Below are 18,572 nucleotides of genomic sequence, written 5' to 3'. Positions count from 1 at the left end.
GTATGGTAAGCAAAGATAGATTATATCAAACCTTCGGAGAGTTGCTATATGTATTAGCCATGAGCGACGGAATCATTCAGAAAGAAGAGGTTGAAACACTAGAAGAAATCCTAAAAGCTCATCCCAAAGGAGCTGATATTAAATGGTCTTTTGATTACGAAACAGATCACCAAAGCGATATCGAAGTTCTTTATAAAAAAATAATAGAGGTATTCTCAGACAATGGTCCTGATGAAGAATATGATTTTATGATCTATGCACTTAGTAAAATAGCAGAAGCAACAGAAGGTTTACATCCAAAAGAAGAATCTGTAATACAGAATTTTTCAAAAGATCTTTTAGAACGATTTAAAAAAGATATAGAAATAATAAAAGAACGATTTAATTAGAACCCCCATTATTTAACGCATGCAAAAAATACACTTGTTACTAATTGGATTTACTATTTTGATGGTAAGTTGTCAATCAGAGAAAAAAGAGAAAGAACAAATTTCTATTGGGGCTAAAAAAGAAAAAGTTTCTCCTTATGATGTTGGGAAGAATATTTTTAACGGAAAAGGGAAATGCTATACTTGTCATAAAATTGACAAGAAATCAATAGGTCCTGGAGTCGTTGAAATAATGAATATTTATAAGGAACAAAAAGGAGATTTAATTGCATTTTTAAAACAAGATGCAAAACCGATTGTAGACCCTGAAACCTATGTAGTCATGAAAACAAATTTTGCTATTCTTAAAACATTTAGTGAAGAAGAACTTAAGGCTATAGAAATATTTATGACAGATATTGCAAACGGAAAAAAGAAATAATGAACAAGTTAATCCTAATTCTCATTTTTATAATTTCGAGTACCGTAATGGCTCAACAACCTACACCCAAGGATGCTTTTCTTGAAAAATGGGAGAATTCTAAAGAATACCTGCTGGAAATTGCAGAATTAATGCCAGAAGAAAAATATAATTATAAGCCTACAGAGCGTGAAATGAGTTTTAAAGATCAGCTATTGCACATTCGTGGAAACATGCTTTGGTTAAGTACAACGTATTTTTCTTCAGAAACCTTTGATAGAGATAAGTTAAAGGAAAATCTGCCGAAAACTAAAGAAGAAACGCTACAATTAATAAAACAAGCTTTTGAAAAGGTGTATCAAAAAATAAAGAATTCAGACCCTGCAGATTTTAAAACAGAAGTCGATTTTTTTGCCGGACCAAAAACCAAACTTCAGATTCTGAATCTGTTGCAGGATCACGTTACACATCACAGAGGACAATTATTAGTGTATTTAAATCTTAACGAAGTAAAACCTCCTCGATATGTGGGGTGGTAAAGGTTCTTTTCATTTCATTTTAGAAATGCTATTCAAATCCTTACTTTAGCAAAACCAACCAATTAAAAATCATGGGATTACTAATTATATACGCTGTACTTTCTATTTTCTTCTCTTTTTTGTGTTCAATATTAGAAGCAGTATTACTGAGTGTTACACCAACTTTTATTAATCTTAAAAAGAAAGAAGGAAAGAAGTATGCAACTACTTTAGAAAATCTAAAGAAGGATGTAGACAAACCATTGATTGCTATTCTAACTGTAAATACCATTGCGCATACAGTAGGGGCAATTTTGGTAGGAGTGCAAGCAGAACAATTACCTTATAAGTTTGAAATTTTTGGAATTAATATTGTAGGGATTGTTTCTGCTATAATGACAATTTTAATTTTAGTGGTTTCAGAGATAATACCTAAAACTATTGGAGCTACTTTTTGGAAAAAATTATCAAACTTTACGTCAAAAGCATTATTAATATTAATTGCACCTCTAAAATATACTGGGATATTATGGGTGTTACAATTAACCACAAAGTTGATCGGAGGAAAAGGACATCATGGTAGTGTCTTAAGTAGAGAAGATTTTACTGCAATGGCTGATATTGCAGAAGAAGAAGGGGTTTTTGAAGAGTCAGAATCCAAAGTGATCCGAAACCTACTTAACTTTAAAGCAATACCTGCAAAAAGTATTATGACACCAAGAACGGTGTTGAAAATAGCTCCCGAAGATCAAAATGTTCAGGAGTTTTTTGAGGCAAATAAAAACCTTAGATTTTCAAGAATACCGGTATATAAAGATAATCCAGATAATATTACAGGATATGTTTTAAAAGATGACGTTTTCAAAGCAATGGCAGAAGACGAACATGATAAGAAATTAAGTGATCTGGAACGTAAAATCTTTGTAGTAGATCGCAATATCCCAGTTCCTAATTTATTTGAAAAATTAGTAGAGCAAAAAGAACATATGGCTCTGGTAGTTGATGAATATGGTTCTGTGAGTGGTATAGTTAGTATGGAAGATGTTATAGAAACATTACTAGGGTTGGAAATTATGGATGAGAGTGATACAGATGCCAATATGCAAGATCTTGCCAGAAAGAATTGGGAAAATCGTGCTCGAAAACTAGGAATACTCGAAGATAAAAAAGAAGATTGATTGATACTGTATATATAGAAACTCCTCTAGGTATTGCTTCTATTTCAGGAGATGAGAATGGTGTTATAAGTGTTTCTGTTACCAAAGAATCTTCTAACGAACCATCAGAGGATATTCCTGCTTCTTTACAAAAAGTAGTTTTTCAACTTCGAGAATATTTCGAAGGTAAACGTACTGATTTTGATGTAAAACTAAACCCATCTGGTACAGATTTTCAGAAAAAAGTATGGGATGAACTCCTAAAAATCCCATTTGGAAAGACAAGTACTTATATGGATATGGCAAAACGTTTAGGCGATCCTAAATGTATACGAGCTGCTGCTTCAGCCAACGGTAAAAACCCTTTATGGATTATAGTACCGTGTCATCGTGTGATTGGTAGTGATGGATCTCTTACAGGTTATGCTGGTGGTTTGTGGAGAAAAAAATGGTTGCTGGAACATGAAAATCCAGTAAAACAACAATCTTTGTTTTAGAATATCCGTTGTATCTTATAACTTTATAAGATAGCTATGAAAATCTTTACTTTTTTTTTATTGATCTGTATATTGTCAGTTTCTGGAATCTATGCACAGGATCCAATAGATCGAGAATTGAATAAATCGATAGTACTTGAGAATGACTCAGTTGAATCTTTAATCAAAAAAGCTGATAGTTTAAGTACGGCCAAAGACCTGAACTTGGCAGAAGAAGCATATAAAAAAGCTTTTCGTCTGGCAAGAAGAACAGGGGAGAAGGATTTGATGTTAGATTCGGGATTACGATTAGAAAGATTTCAATCTGCAATATTAGAAAAACATGATGAGGCTAAGGAAGTTATAGATTTTCTAAACAACTTTTGTACTAAATTAGGTGATGAAGATTGTGTTACTTTAACCATGATTCGTTATGGAGAATTAAATCAAAGGCAATCACAATTCATAAAAGGATTAAAATATTTTAATGAGGCTTTACAACGGGTAGAAGGTAAAGGCAATAAAAATTTACATTGGCAAGTACTTACGGCGAGAGGTATTTTACTTATGGATATAGGAGATCTTGATCAAAGTAAAATAGATTTTAAAAAAGCGGCTAATTATCTCACAGAAGAAGATTCTGATGACAATAGAAGTATTACTTACGTAAATATCTCAGCGTCTTTTTGGGATAATCAACCAGACTCTACAATATATTATTCCAAATTGGCTTTACGAAATTGTAATAATGATAAGACTTCCAGGAGATGTAACCTGGCATATAATAATATGGCGTGGTCCTACTTTCAAAAAGGAATGCCAGAAATGGCATTGGACTTAATTAATAAAAATATAGATTTTGATAATATAGAATATAGTGATCGAGATAGTCTATACCCTTCATTAATGCATACCTTGGGGTCTATTTATCACAAACTTGGAGATTATACAACAGCAATCAAATATTTTGAACTCGCCCACCAGTTTTTTATAAAGAGAAATGATATTACCAATATTATTCTTACCAAAGAGGATCTTTCTAAATCATATGAAAAAACTGGAAATTTATTAAAGAGTCTAGAGTTGCTTAGAGATGTAAAGCCATTAACAGCCAAACTTGATAATATAAGAATTAGTAAAGAAATTGCTAGAATTGAAAGCAAAAAGCTTCTTGAAATTAAAGAAGAGCAAATTTCGGATTTAGAAGAAGAAAATCTTAAGATAGGTAAAGCAATAAATAAAAATAGATTGTTTAGTTATCTTTTGGGCTCATTTTTGTTTATAGCCATATCAATTTTATTGTATCGAGGACACACCAATAAAGTTAGATTTCATCAACTCAATGAAGAACTTAGTTTAAATAGGTTAAAATCACTAAGATCTATGATGAATCCCCATTTTTTATTTAACTCATTTAGTACACTGCAAAATTATATTCTGAAAAAAGATAACCTTAAAGCAAATGAGTATATGACAGAACTTTCGGGATTAATCAGGAACGTTTTATCCAGTTCTGATAGTATCTATATAAGCTTTAAAGAAGAATTACAAATTTTAAAATCTTATATTAGAATTGAGCAAGAACGGTTTAGCGAAAATTTTAAGGTTGTTTATAATATTGATAACAAATTAGTAGATTCTAATCCTACCATTCCGTCAATGGTGGTACAACCATATATAGAAAATGCAATAATTCATGGGTTTTCGCATTCTGATAAAAAAGGATTGCTGACCTTGTCTTTTTATAAAGAATCAAATGCTTTGATTTGCAGGGTGTTGGATAATGGGATTGGTCGTGATAAAGCAGAACAATTACAAAAACAAGGAAATGATACAATTCACCTGTCCATAGCTACCAGAAATACTGATGAAAGATTAAGGATTCTTAGTAGAATAGGAGGGGATAATACGAGTGTTTTGATAAATGATCTTTTTGATGATTTAGGAAGAGCCAAAGGAACCGAAGTGATAATTAGATTACCGATATTAAAAGAAAATAAATGACAGAAGCGATCAAATGTATAATAATTGATGATGAGCAAAAGGACAGAGAGAATATTCGAATGCTTCTGGATTCATATTGCCCACAAGTAGAAGTTATTGGAGAGGCAAAAGACAGAGTTTCAATTCTTAGCATCCTATCTTCAATGAAACCTGATTTGGTTTTTATGGATATTCAATTAGGAGCGATATCTGTTTTTGATGTGTTGAATGAACTTGATAGTATTGATTTTAAAATAGTATTCGTTACGGCTTTTGATAAATATGCGATCCAGGGATATCAATACGATGCTATAGATTATTTATTAAAACCTGTAGATCCTAAACGCTTGATCAAAGTAGTGGATAAAACATTTAGACTTAAGGATCAATTAAAGTCTAAAGAGAGTATCGTAAAAGATTTTAAGGAGTTGTATTCAAGAGTTATGGAAACACCCAAAATATCGATTACAGATGCAAAAGGAGTACATATTGTTAAGGCAATTGATGTCCTGTATTGTGTAAGTGATGGAAACTATACCACTTTTGTAATGACGGATGAAACAGAAATCGTAATTTCTAAAAATTTAAAACACTTCGAGTCAAAACTAAAAGACTATAATTTTCTAAGAATTCACAAATCGTATTTGGTGAATTTAAACCATATAGATTTTCTGATCAAAGAACAAGGAGGATCTGCAATTATGAAAAATGGTAAATCCCTTCCTATTTCAAGAAATAGTAAGAAAGAACTTTACGAAAAAATGAATGTCTTGTAAACATCATCTCTTCTTTTTATAAAACATTAAAAATCAGTTGTAAGAGCAAACTATACCTTGATTTGCTTTAATGAATGGAAAATGGCCATTTATACATTCAAATCTGCCGTTAAAACAACTAATCGATAAAAAACTGAAGGTAGCTTATACTTTTATGTTTCAATTAACTTAGTAAAATACATACAAATGAAACTAAATTTTTTAAAAATTGGAGCAGTGGCGCTAACTTCGCTTTTACTAGTAACTACTTCCTGTTCTGATGAAGGATTAGAAACAGCAGAGGAGTTGAATTCAAATCAACTTCCAAAAGACATTCTAAGTAAAATTCTTGATCTTAAATTAGACCCCAAAGGATTTGAAGTAAAAGAAGTTACAAATCTAGATGGAACAACAAATCAAATAGTTATCACTTCTGGTGATATGGCTATGACAAAAGAAAGATTCTTACAGATTCCTTCTGATAAAGATGGGCTTTCCAGACAGTATCAAACAGAGTTTCTTATAAATACAGATATTCATGAAGAAGTGAATATTATTGTATATACAGGAGACCCGATTCTTAACGGAGATACTGTTGTAGTAACAGGTCTGTCTGAAGGTGCACAACAAGGAGTAAGAGATGCTGTAGAAAACTGGAATTCAGTTTGGGGGTCCAAATTGAGACTTAGAGCAGATTTTAGTTCATCGCCTAATTTTGATGCTGACTTTTATGAAACAGCTATTTCTGTAGCACCTTTTTTAAATGGTTTTGGAGGTTTTGCCGATTTTCCTGACGCTGATGGAAATCCAGGGAACTTTGTACGTATAAGTCCTGGAGCAAGTAATGATGCGGCTGATTTTCCGGATGCTATAGAGCATTTGATTACTCATGAATTAGGTCATGCTATTGGTTTCCGTCATACAGACTGGAATAGCAGACAGAGCTGTGTAGATCAGGGATTAGAAGATGAACCTTCTGTAGAAACCAACCCTCCAGCAATTATTTTTGGAACATTACCTAGTATACCTGGAATCCTTGAACAAGAAGATTCGATTATGAATGCTTGTTTTGGACAAACAGATGGAGAATTAAACTTCTTTGATGAAAATGGTTTACGTAATCTATACCCCGTTTACTAAGAACGAAGCGTAATACATAATGCATTAATTTGTGTTTGTTTTGTAAAAGCACCTGTTTTTCAGGTGCTTTTTTCATTATAAATGTTTTAAAGAGATAGAAATATATTTTCATACATTAGTAGAGTAAAAACCTAAAATATCATTTTGTAATATCTACTCTACATGAAAATCATTAAAAAATTCCTCAAAGGGTTACTTTTCATAATTCTGTTAACCGTAATAACATTATACATTTTTGATTATGAATATATTTTTAAAGGAGTTCGTGTAGTGTATATGACGGGTCACACTACAGCCTACATAGATGATTATACTCATTTTGATAATCGTACCATAAAAAAAGGGAACAATGCAATTTCCTGGGCACTTCATGAAGATTATAATAAAACACAAAGCACAGATAAATTAAATAAGATTAATGAAGAATTAGGTACTGTAGCTTTTATGATTATTAAAAATGACAGTATCTGGTATGAAAATTATGCAGATGGATTTGGTGTCGAATCCAAAACAAATTCTTTTTCTATGGCAAAAAGCATGGTAACAGCTATGTTAGGTAAAGCTATTATGGATGGACATATTAAGAGTTTAGATCAACCGCTTGGAGATTTCTTTCCTGAGTTTTCTAAGGCAAAAACAACAGTAGGAGACCTTTCTTCTATGGCTTCAGGATTAAATTGGACCGAGAGTTATACGAGTCCATTTTCTATTACCGCAAAAGCATATTATGATACTAATATCAGAGAGGTTCTTTTGGGATTAGAAGTAACAGAAGAACCCGGAAAAGAATTTAAATACTTGAGTGGGAATACTCAGTTATTAGGAATGGTTATTGAAAAAGCTACTGGCGAGAAATTATCAGATTACTTAAGCAAAAGTTTTTGGAAACCAATGGGAATGGAGCAAGATGCTTTATGGCAATTGGATAGTGAAGATAGCGGAATGGAAAAAGCGTATTGTTGTGTAGCTAGTAATGCAAGAGATTTTGCTCGTTTTGGAATAATGTTTAAAAACGGAGGTGTTTTTGCAAATAAACAGATATTACCAGAAGAGTTTACAAAATTAGCTACAAAACCTCGTTTTGAAGATGGGCAAGAATATGGATATGGTCTTTGGCTGTCTGATCATCTGGATAAGAAAATATTTGCGATGAGAGGGATTTTAGGACAATATGTAATCTGTATACCAGAAGATAATATAATTGTAGTAAGACTAGGACATAATCGTGGGCAATTCCTACCTGGAGAATCTTTTACCGAGGACTTTTTTGTTTTTATTGAAGAAGCTTATAAAATGCTAGAAAATGCTTCATAAATTAAATTTAGAACATATTCTGTTCCTGGATATTGAGACTGTTCCAGAGCATGAGAAATATGATGAGCTCACTGATGATATGCAATATCTTTGGGCAGATAAAACAAAATATCAACGCAAAGAAGAGTTTACGCCTGAAGAATTTTATGATAAAGCAGGAATCTGGGCAGAGTTTGGTAAAATCATTTGTATCTCGGTAGGATATTTTGTGCTTAAAGGAGAAACACGTTCTTTTAGAACAACATCATTTTATGGTGAAGAAAAACAGTTACTTGTTGATTTTAAGAATTTACTAGAAACACATTTCACGCGACCACATCATTTATTGTGTGCTCATAATGGAAAAGAATTTGATTTTCCATATATAGCCAGAAGAATGATTATTCATAATATTTCCTTACCACATAAGCTAAATTTGTTTGGGAAAAAACCTTGGGAAGTTCCTCATTTAGATACATTAGATTTATGGAAATTTGGAGATTATAAACACTATACTTCTTTAAAATTATTGACAAACATCTTGGGAATTCCTTCTCCAAAGGATGATATTGATGGAAGCCAGGTGAGACAGGTGTTTTATGAAGAAAAAAATATAGATCGAATTATTATTTATTGTGAAAAAGATACAGTAGCGGTTGCTCAGATATTACTAAGGTTACGGCAAGAAGAACTGTTAGCTGATGATGAGGTGATTTCTGTTTGAAAAAAAATAACGATAAAAACAAAACTCTGAAATATATACTTCAGAGTTTTGTTTTTAATATATAAAGATGATCCTAAATATTATTTAATTATAATTTTAGCATATTGATTTTTATCTCCTTGATTGATATCCATTAAATACATTCCAGTATTAAGATTTTGTAAATCTAAAGTAGTAGAAAATCTAGCAGTTGCATCATATGTTTTGGCATATACGTTTCTTCCACTTAAGTCATATAAACTAATACTAATATCATTATTTAATCCTTTTGGATTTAAGCTTACTTGAAGTGTTCCGTTTGATGGATTAGGGTGGTATGAGAAATTTTCAAATACATTTTCACCGACACTTAAAGTGTTATCCTCGATAACAAAATCATCTATAATTACTCCTTCTTCATTTACAGAGGCATCGGAGTGAAAAGTAAATCTAAAGATAATATTGGAAGCAGGTGAGGCCGAACCAGAAACAAAATCACTAAGTTCATAACTATATTCTTGTAATGTGGCATTTGTAGATCCTCCACTATTAGTGTCTTCTCCTTCTCCAGTCCATTGCGCTCCTGGGCAATTTTGACAATCATTAGCAGTCCCTGAGGTAGCATTGGTTCTGTTGCTATTGTACCAATTGGAATCAGCTGATGTTCCTAACACATTCCAGTTAGAACCTCCATCAGTAGAATACTCCATATATATGATGTCCCAATTTTCTTCTAAGTCAAACCCCATTCTAAACTTTAATGTAGCTGCTGTCATAGCAGATAAATCATAACATTGAGAAACCAAGTATGCTTTTGTGTTGTCTGGATGATTTCCTGCAAGATTAGTACCATATACATTATTAGTACCATCTTGTAATAATGTTCCTGAAGAAACTCCTCTTTCCCATAGAGCTGTGCTGGTATCACCTTCATTATATGCAATTAAGGCATCGTTAGCGGTTTCAAAAGAATTTACTGCATTTCCAGTACCATTATCATTTACAATAATAACAGATGATCTGGTATTGTTATCAGCTCTACCATCATTAGTAACCGTGGTAGTAACATTTAAAGTGTGTATTCCTCTGGAAAGCGCTCCTATTGAATTGATAGTATAATCTGATGTTTCACAAGCTGCAAGAGTTGCAGTAATTGTTTCATTAACCGGACTTCCTCCATCAATGGTATAGCTTAGATCTATAGAAGAAAAACTATTGGCACCACCATTTTCAATTTTAACAATGGGAGAGAAAGATGTTCCGCAATTTACATTTTCATTTCCTGAAACACTTTTTAAAACAACATCATCATTTACTGCTACGAATTCTTCTCCTACATTTACTGCATACCATGCATTTTGAACGTTCTGATATTCTGTACTGCTAAAACAATACAAATTGTTAGTTACGGTTAAAGAGGCATTTCTTGCTTCTAGATAAGTAGAGTTTGGGGTTAAATAATCTCTAAGTGTCAAGTAAGCTATTTCTTCTGCTTTTGTCATCCCAATACCAGTAACACTGTAGTTATCTCCAACATCATTGGTTCCTGTTTTTCCAGTAACTAAAATATAAAACCAATGATTTAAAACACCACTATTAGTATGTACACCACAAAAGTCATTACCTGTTGGTCCTCCGGCCGGAACACAACTCCCTTCATCACCTGTAGTAATCCAATTGGTTCCTAGGTATGTGTCAGGATCTCCAAAAGCTTTTGGATTACTCATAGAACGTATAGCTCCAATATCTTCTCCAATTGCCCAAACGTCAATATCTGGAGAAGTATCAGTACCCGTTCCATATGCGTAATGTTGAATTGCTGCACCCCATAGATCAGAGTATCCTTCATTCAATCCTCCAGATTGATTCGCATATACCAAATCTGCTGTAGTATCTGTTATTGCGTGCCCTATTTCATGAGCACATATATCAAAAGTAGTAAGAGGATTTGAAGATCCATCGCCATAAGACATAGCTACTCCATCCCAAAATGCATTATTGTAATTTCTTCCTACATGAACATAACTTATTAGATCAGCTCCATTATCATCATAACTATTTCTATTGTGTATTGTAGACCAATATTCTTTTACTTTTGAAGCTCCATAATGAGCATCTAATGCTGCATTATCTTTATCAACATTGTTATGCTCTGCAGCAGTCCAATTGTTATCATTGTCACTAAATTGTCCGTAATTTGTGAAATATGGTTTTGTGGTTTCGCTACCATTTAATGCATCTCGAGTAAAAACGTTATTAGCATCGTCATTAAGAGTATAAGTTCCATCAGATTCTGCTCTAGTTTCAATCGTCTGTTGTCCTAAATATCTAGTGTCTGCTGTTCCAGGAACAAACATATTTGTATTTAATGTTTTTGCAGCGTTATTTTTTTCGGACCCTTTACCCAACACTCTATTAAAATGTTTCATAATAGGATTAAACAATACAGAACTTCCATCATTGGCATTGATATATGAATTTCCTTTTAGATTAGGTTGAGCAGCAACTATTTCAAATTTATATGCTAATACCACGGATTTAAGGCCATCATTATAATTAGGAATAATTACTAATTGACCTTCAGGACTATATTCATTTATTGTTTTAGTGTCAGTGTTAAGCCAGGAAGCTTTTGTGATTTGAAGATGATTCACTGCTTTTTGTAGAGAGTTTTTACTATTTAAAGAGGGATTTAGATTTAATCCAGAAGCGTCATAAATCTCACCATTTATAGAACTAACTAATCCTTCTTGTTTATGAGTTATTAAAGTTCCAAACTCTACTTTTACCCCTTTATAATATTGTTGATATCTATTGTGAATGTTTCCCATTCTATCTTTGGTCGATCTAATGAGTTTAAACGTATTATCTGTAGATAATTTATTTTCAGATAAAAATTTGCTAATCGCATTATCTTCATTCAATCCATAATCGAAAGTTAATTTTTTCATTCCGTTATTATCACTTTGAGCATAGGTTTTTGTAGTAATTAACGCTATTGCTAATATGACAATAGAAAAGGTAATTTTCTTCATATTTGTTAAATTTTTGTAAAAATATGTTTTTTTAGTTAGTTCTTGGTTAATTATATAACAGTTTGAGTACGGTAAACCCTACAAGGTTTTATGTTTTTTTAGGAAATATAAATTTTCTCTGTAATAATTTTTTCGAATTGATAGTTTTGAAAATGAAAAACCCTGAAGTTATAGAATAACTTCAGGGTTTTTGTTTCATAATTTATTAGAGGTTATTTATTACTCTTTAATTAATCGTTTCGTTTGGCCATTTACTTTTAAGATATAATATCCAATTTGCAATTTTGAAACATTGATTGTATTGATGAATTCTCCTTGATTAGTGGCAGAAATATCAAATTCTACTGGTATTACTTCAAATATTATCTAAATTTTTTTCCTGAATAGGAAGACAGAGGGAAAAGCTTAATATTATTACTAGAATAGTATTAAGCTTTTTGAGTTTGTGTTAATTAAGTTATACTTAAGTCTCTTAAGTAATTGAGTTAGGGATTGAAATTATTAAAAGGAAGTAAATTTGGAGAAGCGTTTTATACTAAATACACAAAAATCAGTATGAAACGTTTAAAATATTGTTTAAAACGTAATAAATCTATTATAATGGTTTAAAAAATAGGGAGGGTAAACCGTTTTGAAAAGATGGTTTAAACGCAATTGAGTAAAGATTAAAAAATTGTTAGAGGATATTAAGGTATATAAGATTAATACAAAAAAATAAAACCCTTGAAACAATATTGTTTCAAGGGTTTTAGAGTTTGTTAATTTATTAGCTTTATTCTTTGATAAAACGAACAGTATTTGTGTTTACTTTTAACATATACACTCCTGTTTCTAAATTTTGAACATTAATTGAATTAGTAAATGTTCCTTTGCTTACAATCTGTCCTAACATATTGAAGATTTGATATCCTTGTGTTTCATTAGATTTTGTATCTACATTTAGAATATCACCCTTTAATGGATTAGGGAATACAGAAAGTACAAAAATCGGAGGTCCTAAAAGGTCATCAGCTGTTGTTGCTAATGAAGTAGTAGTACCACAAGGTCCAAGATTAGTCCATCCTGTAGCTGTTCTTTCATATAAATTACCTTGATATGTTACGCGATCACCAACAGAATAAGATGCTGTACTACTCCATTCTGCTACGCCAGCACACTGATCAACAGGTGTACTACCAGATGATAATGACACATTATCAATAGCTATATCGGCTTGCCAAGTACCACCAGTTATTCTGTTAAATCGTAATTGAACTCCTCCTCCTACATAAGAAGCAAGATCAATATCAGCATTTTGCCAAGAGTTTCCTTTATTTCCTGTTTGGCTCCAAATACTTGTCCAGGTAGCTCCATTGTCACTACTTGCTTCTACAGCAATACTTCCCATATCAGAAGATCCAAACATATGATAAGCAAATGTAAAGTTAGCTTGTGATAATGAACTCAGATCAAAACAAGGCGAAGTGATAATTGCTTGCTTATTAGGATACCCTGTTCCGTTACCTGAAGCTTCTACATATATATAGTAAGAACCTTGAGTAGCAGAAGATGGTCCTGTTCCGTTAGAAGGAGTCCCATTAGCATCTACCGTCCAGTTAATATCATCTGATGTAGATTGTGTCCAGTTTCCGATAGTATTTTCAAATCCTTGACTATAAGGGAAAGAAGATATTCCTGAAGTACATCCTCCTGTAGAACCACCTGTTGTAGTTACGTTCACTGTGTTACTAAAGCCTGATTCGTTACCAGCAGCATCTTTTGCCTTAACTCTAAATTGGTATGCGGTATCAGCTGTTAATCCGGTTATATTAGTAGAAGTACCAGTTGCTTCACCTAAATTAGTATTACCTTGATATACATCATAAGCGGTCACACCTACATTGTCAGTAGAAGCTGTCCAGGATAAAGTCAGCGTTGTCTCAGCAACATTTGAAGCCGCTAATCCAGTTGGAGCAGTTGGAGCTTGAGTATCTCCTTGAGATGCTCCAATTACTACTGTATAATCTTCTACTTCACCATATTGGAAAGATTCACAAGAAGTTGGAACCCCGTTGTACTTCATAGATACACGCATTCTTGTACTTCCTTCAGTGGCAGAAGCTGGTATTGTAAAGTTACCGCTTACTGGTGTAGTTTGTGTTGCAGCTTGTGACCACACTTGCTCACCTGAATCTGTAAAGTCTCCATCTTGATTGTAATCAATCCATACACTATAACCTTCGCTATAAGTAGTTCCAGTCCAAGTAGGAGTAACTGTAATTGTATTAGAACTTCCTTTAGAAAGATTTGTAGATATTGATGTAAAATCGGTATATCCACCACTTCCTGCTCCAGAAGCATTATTAATAGTTCCTACTTGTACACGACCTATATATTCATCGGCAACACTGTTACCGTTGGATGCACAATAGTTTAATTGTACCGCTGTTGTTGTAAAATTAACTGAACTACTATAAGAAGAATTAGTTCCATCAGGACATTTGCTTCTTACCTGAGCTTCATAGGACGTAGTTGCGGAAAGACCTGAAATCACGAAAGAAGTTCCGCTTTCTGCAGCTGTAGTCCATGTAGAAGCCCCGGTTTGACGATATCTTACATCATAAGTAGCTCCGGCAACAGCAGTCCAATTGATAGTAGCTGTATTAGATCCTACATTAGATGAACTTACTCCAGTTGGAGTTGTAGCATTACATACTACAGCAGTACCTGTTAATCCTGTTACAACTAAAGAAAAGTTTTGACTACCTCCTGTTAAACTACCTTTATGAGTTACTGTGATAGTATATGTTCCTGATGCATTTGCTACATCTACTCTTTCATATGGATCTACGCTGTTATCGCCAGTCCCATTTGTAGTAATACTTGTTAGTCTATAAGGGTTAAATGTTGAAGATCCTTTTGTTACTCTGATATCCAAATCATTTACTAATACTGCAGTGTTAGAATTGGTTGCTGTTATAGCCGTACCTGGTCTGTCTGTCCAAGAGATAGAGGCTAATAACGGACTGGTTCCATCAGAATCAACTGTAATAGTATAAGTTTGACCTTGAGATAAGGTTAGTTCTTCAATTTTAGATTCGTTTCCATTATTAGTAATAGCCTCAGCTGCTACTTTAGTGTTCATTAATCCCCATCCGTGAACTGCATCAGGTCCAGAAGGACCTATGTCATCAGCAGTATGTAAAGCAATACCTTTTAAGGTTGCAGCTTTCATTAAATTACCATTCAGGTTATTATAATGCTGTTGTAGTAATAATAAAGACCCTGTTACATTAGGAGAAGCCATTGATGTTCCAGTAATACTATTATATGCTGTATCACTATTATGATACGTAGAATAAACACCTGTACCATTACCTGTAATATCTGGTTTGATACGATAGTCATCAGTTGGCCCTTCACTACTTGAACTGTTAATAGTTACACTGTTAAGTGTTCCATTAGCACTTACATTGGCATCCTGCGCGTTAGCTACAACTAAGTTGTTTTTAGAGGTTGAATGCCCCGTTAATTTATCATAAGAAGAATTCCCGTCTAATGGTTGTCCGTTATAGCTGTTCTGATTACCATCATTACCTGCGGCAACTACCATTAGATAGAAAGGCGCATTAAACATTACTTCATCCCAATTTCTTGATTCATCGATATATGCTCCAAAATATTGATCAGGAACTAAATCACCTCTAAATCCATATGAATGATTAGAAAGAATCATACCATTGGAAGCTGCTGCAGTAGCTTCTGCAACATCATTATTCCACATATATCCTCTTACTTTTGCTTGAGAAGCCATACCTTTTGCGTTGGCTTGTACACCAGAAGCAACTATTGTTCCTGTTACGTGAGCAGCATGGAAATTAAGTTGTGTTCCTCCTTCTGAAGATGCATCTTCTACAGAAACACGATTATTACCACCAGCTCCATCATATTCTTGATGAGTAACACGTGCATGACCACCATCCCAAACGTGTGCAGTCATATTTTGTCCATCCAAGTTTAATCCTAATGATCCCCCAGAATTAAGATGATCTGTTCTTGTAGATCTTGCAGCAGCAACATTCGAAGTCATATAATATATAGGACTCCCGTCTTCTGCTATTCTTTGCAATTCTGCAATACTTCCGTCTTTAAGAGTCATTCTAACCTGCCATCCATTTGTTTTAGCGGCTTGAAGAGCTTCTTTCTTTTGTAGTTCAGCTTTTTGCTGAAAATCATTTTGTAATTGAGCAAGTCTTACTTGGTTACTTTGGCTAGCTATTTGAGCTTTTTGAGCGGCGTCTTGAGCAAATAATCCAGTTGATAAAAGTAACATCGATGATAAAACGAGAATACTCTGATTTTTGAGCATACTTGTTTTAAAGCCCAGTGAAGAAATGAGGCTTTTGTAGCTTTTTTTCATTTTTATTGAGTTTGAGTTAGCATTAATAAAGTTTTCTTGTCAAATAGTCAAGAAAACATCCAAAACTGCTAAAATATTCTTAATAAAAAAAAGTTTTTCGATAAAGTGGGAGAAAAAATCTTTATAAAACATTAACATAGGCTTAACATATGTTCAGTACAAAGCTTTATGTAAGAAAAAACTTTCTATTTCATTTTAGTGTTTCAAAAAATTCTAAAGCCCTATTTTCATTATAATAGGCACTTTGAGATAGATAAAAACCAACATGACCTCCATGGTAAGGAACTTCTAAAAACAGGTTTTTATTATTTTTTGCTTCTTCAATAGGATAACAATTACTACCTAAGAATGAGTCGTTTTTGGCATTAATTATTAATGTGGGAATATTAATTCTATGTAAGAATTGTTTGCTACTACATTTTGTATAATAGTCGATGGCATCCTTATATCCGTGGGCCTTGCTGGTATACAAATTATCAATGTCCAAAAGAGATTTACAAGCGTTAATCTCCTTTTTTTGTATTTTATCGGGGAAATTTGCCCATCTTTCGTATAGCTTATTTTTTAAATTATTTATAAACCTCTGTTGGTAAATGTAATTTTTTGACTTATTGAGTTCTAATAATGAGTTGTGCAAATCACAAGGAACGGAAATGGCAACACAGGATTTTATTTCAGAAGGGATTTGTCGTTTTTCTCCGATATACTTTAATAGTAAATTACCACCTAGACTAAATCCACATATAGATATAGAAGGGTATTTATAATTAGAGATAATATGATTAATAACGGCATTGAGATCTTCTGAAGCGCCAGCATTGTATGATTTATAAAGACGATTTACCTCTCCGCTACAATTTCTGAGATTAATAGCTACTGCATCCCAGTTATTATTATTTAAATGTTTAGCTAATCCTAGAATGTATTGACGTTGCCCATTACCCTCTAATCCGTGAATTAAAACCGCAAGTTTTTTTGATTTTTGATCCGGACTATAGCTCCAATCCAAATCTATAAAATCACCATCGTCAAGTTCAAGGCGTTCTCTTTGTTGATTTACACCTTTTACTATACGAAAAAGATTTGGGTAGATAGTAGAAACGTGACCATTTCTGAAGATAAATGGCGGAGTATATTTAGATTCTATTATAGGCATTAATACAATATATTATCTTTTGGTTTTTCTTTCTCAGGTAATTCTTTTTCGTCCAGCATGTCTTTCAAATCAATTTCTATGGTTTTACACAAAGCGGTCATTGGCACATCATTAATTCTTCCTTCAAATGGGTCTTCACTATTACTTCCGATTTTTTCCATGGTTGTAAATACCCAGGCAACCAAAACGGATAAAGGGATCATTAAGAATATAAACCAAGGCTGGAGATGTTGTGACATATCATTTAATTCACTCTCAAAAACATTTAACAAACCAAATGGTAATAATAATACAAATATCCAGGTAAATACGGTACTAAAATATGCATATTGTCTGGGAAAGGGAGTGTTTTTAATACGCTCACATTTACCTTGAAGATTGTAAAGTTCTTCTAATATGCCATGAAACAATTGTTTGTCAAATTCTGTTATTTTTTCTTTTTCCAACAATTCTTTTATGTGCAATCCTTGATTTTTTACTAAATGTGTTGCTGCATTTTTTCTTTGAAGCAAATCTTGATATTCCTCTGGAGAAACAAATGCCATAGTTGCATCGCAAGCAGGATTTTTTTCATTATGCTTTTTGACAAGTTTTTCGACCGAAGCATTTTCCTTGATAGAAAATGAGTTAGGTTGTCTTAATTGAATTCTAAGAGCGTTTATCCATGCGATATGTCGATAGATCAAAACCTTTTTTGTTTCATGATCATCATTAACAAGGCATAAAACCTGATTAGCCCAGGTACGAGAATAATTAACAATACCACCCCATATTTTGCGACCTTCCCAGAAACGATCATAGCTTTGACTATTTTTAAAACCAATGTAGAACGCAACAGCGATACCTATTAAAGTGAGCGGTTGAAAAGGAATGTCAATAAATTTTAATTCAAAAAAATAATACAATGAGAAAATACTAGCAGTATAAATGGTAAAGAAAACAATATTTCTCCAGGCAAAGCGAAGGATAAGTCCCCAGCCAATATTACGTTTGATATACATGAGCTGATAATTGTGTTGATAGTAATAAAGTGAAAATATAGATATTTTTGTTATAATTAGAAAAAGATAATGAAGTGAGGAAGAAACTTTTTAATTTTAAAGCTATGTATGCGTAATGAATGTTTCTTGTTTTTGTAACTCAAAATAGTAATTATGTGCTAAAAATG

The 18,572-nt window shown here is 32.9% G+C and carries 14 protein-coding genes; 10 read left to right on the top strand and 4 right to left on the bottom strand.

What is annotated here, in order from left to right; genetic code table 11:
* Positions 1-2: 2 nt before the first annotated feature.
* From U0D62_RS16030 to U0D62_RS15985, 10 genes are all read left to right on the top strand, one after another.
* Positions 3-389, top strand: a complete 387-nt coding sequence (locus tag U0D62_RS16030) for a tellurite resistance TerB family protein (RefSeq protein WP_322288319.1) — start codon at positions 3-5, stop codon at positions 387-389.
* Between the two features lie 19 nt (positions 390-408).
* The gene (locus U0D62_RS16025; RefSeq protein WP_322288318.1) at positions 409-810 is read left to right on the top strand and encodes a c-type cytochrome; all 402 of its coding nucleotides are present in this window, start codon (positions 409-411) and stop codon (positions 808-810) included.
* Entirely contained in the window at positions 810-1,328 is a 519-nt protein-coding gene (locus tag U0D62_RS16020) for a DinB family protein (protein WP_322288317.1), read from the top strand. Before U0D62_RS16025 ends, U0D62_RS16020 begins: the two co-directional genes overlap by 1 nt.
* 71 nt (positions 1,329-1,399) lie before the next feature.
* Positions 1,400-2,485, top strand: coding sequence for a hemolysin family protein (locus U0D62_RS16015; RefSeq protein ID WP_322288316.1), 1,086 nt, complete (start codon positions 1,400-1,402; stop codon positions 2,483-2,485).
* Positions 2,485-2,961: a methylated-DNA--[protein]-cysteine S-methyltransferase gene (locus tag U0D62_RS16010; RefSeq protein WP_322288414.1), complete on the top strand. Its 477-nt coding sequence runs from the start codon at positions 2,485-2,487 to the stop codon at positions 2,959-2,961. The genes U0D62_RS16015 and U0D62_RS16010 overlap by 1 nt, the downstream gene beginning before the upstream one ends.
* Positions 2,962-2,997: 36 nt before the next feature.
* On the top strand, positions 2,998-4,944 hold the full coding sequence (locus U0D62_RS16005) for a tetratricopeptide repeat-containing sensor histidine kinase (protein WP_322288315.1): 1,947 nt from the start codon (positions 2,998-3,000) through the stop codon (positions 4,942-4,944).
* Positions 4,941-5,699, top strand: coding sequence for a LytR/AlgR family response regulator transcription factor (locus U0D62_RS16000; RefSeq protein WP_322288314.1), 759 nt, complete (start codon positions 4,941-4,943; stop codon positions 5,697-5,699). Before U0D62_RS16005 ends, U0D62_RS16000 begins: the two co-directional genes overlap by 4 nt.
* A 186-nt stretch (positions 5,700-5,885) precedes the next feature.
* Complete coding sequence (locus U0D62_RS15995; protein WP_322288313.1) at positions 5,886-6,818, top strand: M57 family metalloprotease; 933 nt, start codon at positions 5,886-5,888, stop codon at positions 6,816-6,818.
* Positions 6,819-6,980: 162 nt separating this feature from the next.
* Positions 6,981-8,132, top strand: coding sequence for a serine hydrolase domain-containing protein (locus U0D62_RS15990; RefSeq protein WP_322288312.1), 1,152 nt, complete (start codon positions 6,981-6,983; stop codon positions 8,130-8,132).
* The gene (locus U0D62_RS15985; protein ID WP_322288311.1) at positions 8,122-8,835 is read left to right on the top strand and encodes a 3'-5' exonuclease; all 714 of its coding nucleotides are present in this window, start codon (positions 8,122-8,124) and stop codon (positions 8,833-8,835) included. Before U0D62_RS15990 ends, U0D62_RS15985 begins: the two co-directional genes overlap by 11 nt.
* An 80-nt stretch (positions 8,836-8,915) precedes the next feature.
* On the opposite strand, the gene U0D62_RS15980 is transcribed toward U0D62_RS15985, so the two are convergent.
* The 4 genes from U0D62_RS15980 to U0D62_RS15965 form a co-directional block, all read right to left on the bottom strand.
* Positions 8,916-11,849, bottom strand: coding sequence for a M4 family metallopeptidase (locus U0D62_RS15980; protein WP_322288310.1), 2,934 nt, complete (start codon positions 11,847-11,849; stop codon positions 8,916-8,918).
* Between the two features lie 772 nt (positions 11,850-12,621).
* Positions 12,622-16,248, bottom strand: coding sequence for a GEVED domain-containing protein (locus tag U0D62_RS15975; protein WP_322288309.1), 3,627 nt, complete (start codon positions 16,246-16,248; stop codon positions 12,622-12,624).
* A gap of 190 nt (positions 16,249-16,438) precedes the next feature.
* Complete coding sequence (locus tag U0D62_RS15970; protein WP_322288308.1) at positions 16,439-17,404, bottom strand: YheT family hydrolase; 966 nt, start codon at positions 17,402-17,404, stop codon at positions 16,439-16,441.
* Complete coding sequence (locus tag U0D62_RS15965) at positions 17,404-18,405, bottom strand: bestrophin family protein (RefSeq protein WP_322288307.1); 1,002 nt, start codon at positions 18,403-18,405, stop codon at positions 17,404-17,406. Before U0D62_RS15965 ends, U0D62_RS15970 begins: the two co-directional genes overlap by 1 nt.
* Between the last annotated feature and the right edge of the window lie 167 nt (positions 18,406-18,572).

It is taken from the genome of Aquimarina callyspongiae (genome assembly GCF_034322225.1).
Lineage (GTDB): Bacteria > Bacteroidota > Bacteroidia > Flavobacteriales > Flavobacteriaceae > Aquimarina.
Note: the sequence above shows the minus strand (reverse complement) of the source record. Positions and strands in the feature narration are given on the sequence as shown.